The 1,131-nt window shown below is 63.7% G+C and carries 1 protein-coding gene; it reads right to left on the bottom strand.

The window, feature by feature from the left end; all coding sequences use genetic code 11:
- Positions 1-1,112 (bottom strand): IS66 family transposase (gene tnpC / locus ACGYLQ_RS20880; protein WP_394444692.1); only part of this gene is annotated, 1,112 nt, incomplete at its 3' end.
- Between the last annotated feature and the right edge of the window lie 19 nt (positions 1,113-1,131).

The following is a 1,131-nucleotide window of genomic DNA, read 5'->3' as shown; positions in this document are numbered from 1 at the left end:
GAGATCTGATGGGCAGGTTTGCCCTTGCGGACGTTGCCCGCGATATCGGCCAGTTCGAAGAACTTCCGGCGCGCATGCGACCAGCACAGCGCACTGGTCACGGGCCCCGCGTCTCGGTCCTCTCGATAGAGGTCGTTGTATCCACCATAGGCGTCCGCTTGCAGCACCCCTTGCCATTCTGCCAGATGCTGATTGGGATTGGTTGCCGCGCGATCTCGGGAGAAGCGGAAGAACGCGGCCGGCGGTGCGCCACCATTCCAGGGGCGGTCATCACGCACATAGGTCCAGAGCCGGGCCTTTTTTGCACCGCCCCGTGCCAGAAGCGGCACGGTGGTATCATCGCCATGCAGGCGGTGAGCGGCACGCACGTGGGCCTCGATCAGCGCATGGATCGGCTGCAGGGCGACAGTCGCGTGCCCGACCAGGTCCGCCAGGGTGGACAGGCTCAGCTCTACACCTTCACGGGCGAACCGCTCGGCCTGCCGGTTCAACGGCTGGTGCTGACCATATTTCTCGAAGATTAGCATTGCGATCAGGCTGGGCCCGGCCCATCCGCGCGGAATCGCATGGAACGGCGCCGGCGGCTGGCTGATCTTCTCGCAGGCTCGGCAAGTGAACTTCTCGCGCACGGTCTGGATCACCTTCCACTGACGCGGGATCACCTCCAGCGTCTCGGTGATGTCCTCGCCCATCTTCACGATCCGGTCCGAGCCACAGCAGGTGCAGGCGACCGGTGCTTCGACGACAACCCGTTCGCGCGGCAGGTGATCGGGGAACGGCTTGCGCCCCGGATGGCGGCGCGTGAAGGCGCGCACCGTGCTGGCTTTCTCGCTTGCTTGATCTGCGACTAAGGCATCCTCGGTGGCCGCCGCTTCCATCTCTTCAAGCTGCAGTTCCAGTTGATCGATCAGCCGGGCGCGTCGTTCTGACGAGATACCGTATTTGTCACGGCGCAGTTTTGCGATCTCAAGCTTGAGCTCTTGGATCATCGCTTCTGAGCAGGAGACAACCGCGCGGGCCTGCGCCAGCTCGCTTTCCGCCACATCTGCACGGGCCTCTGCGGCGGCCAGGGCAGCGCGTAATTTGGCGAGTTCGGAGGCGGCATCAGACATGACCAATATTTACCAGCCG

Origin of the sequence: Sulfitobacter sp. 1A12779, from assembly GCF_043557315.1 — a bacterium.
In the GTDB taxonomy this organism is placed as follows: Bacteria; Pseudomonadota; Alphaproteobacteria; order Rhodobacterales; family Rhodobacteraceae; genus Sulfitobacter; species Sulfitobacter faviae.
The sequence above is the reverse complement of the archived record's forward strand: the minus strand, read 5'-3'. Positions and strand labels throughout refer to the sequence as shown.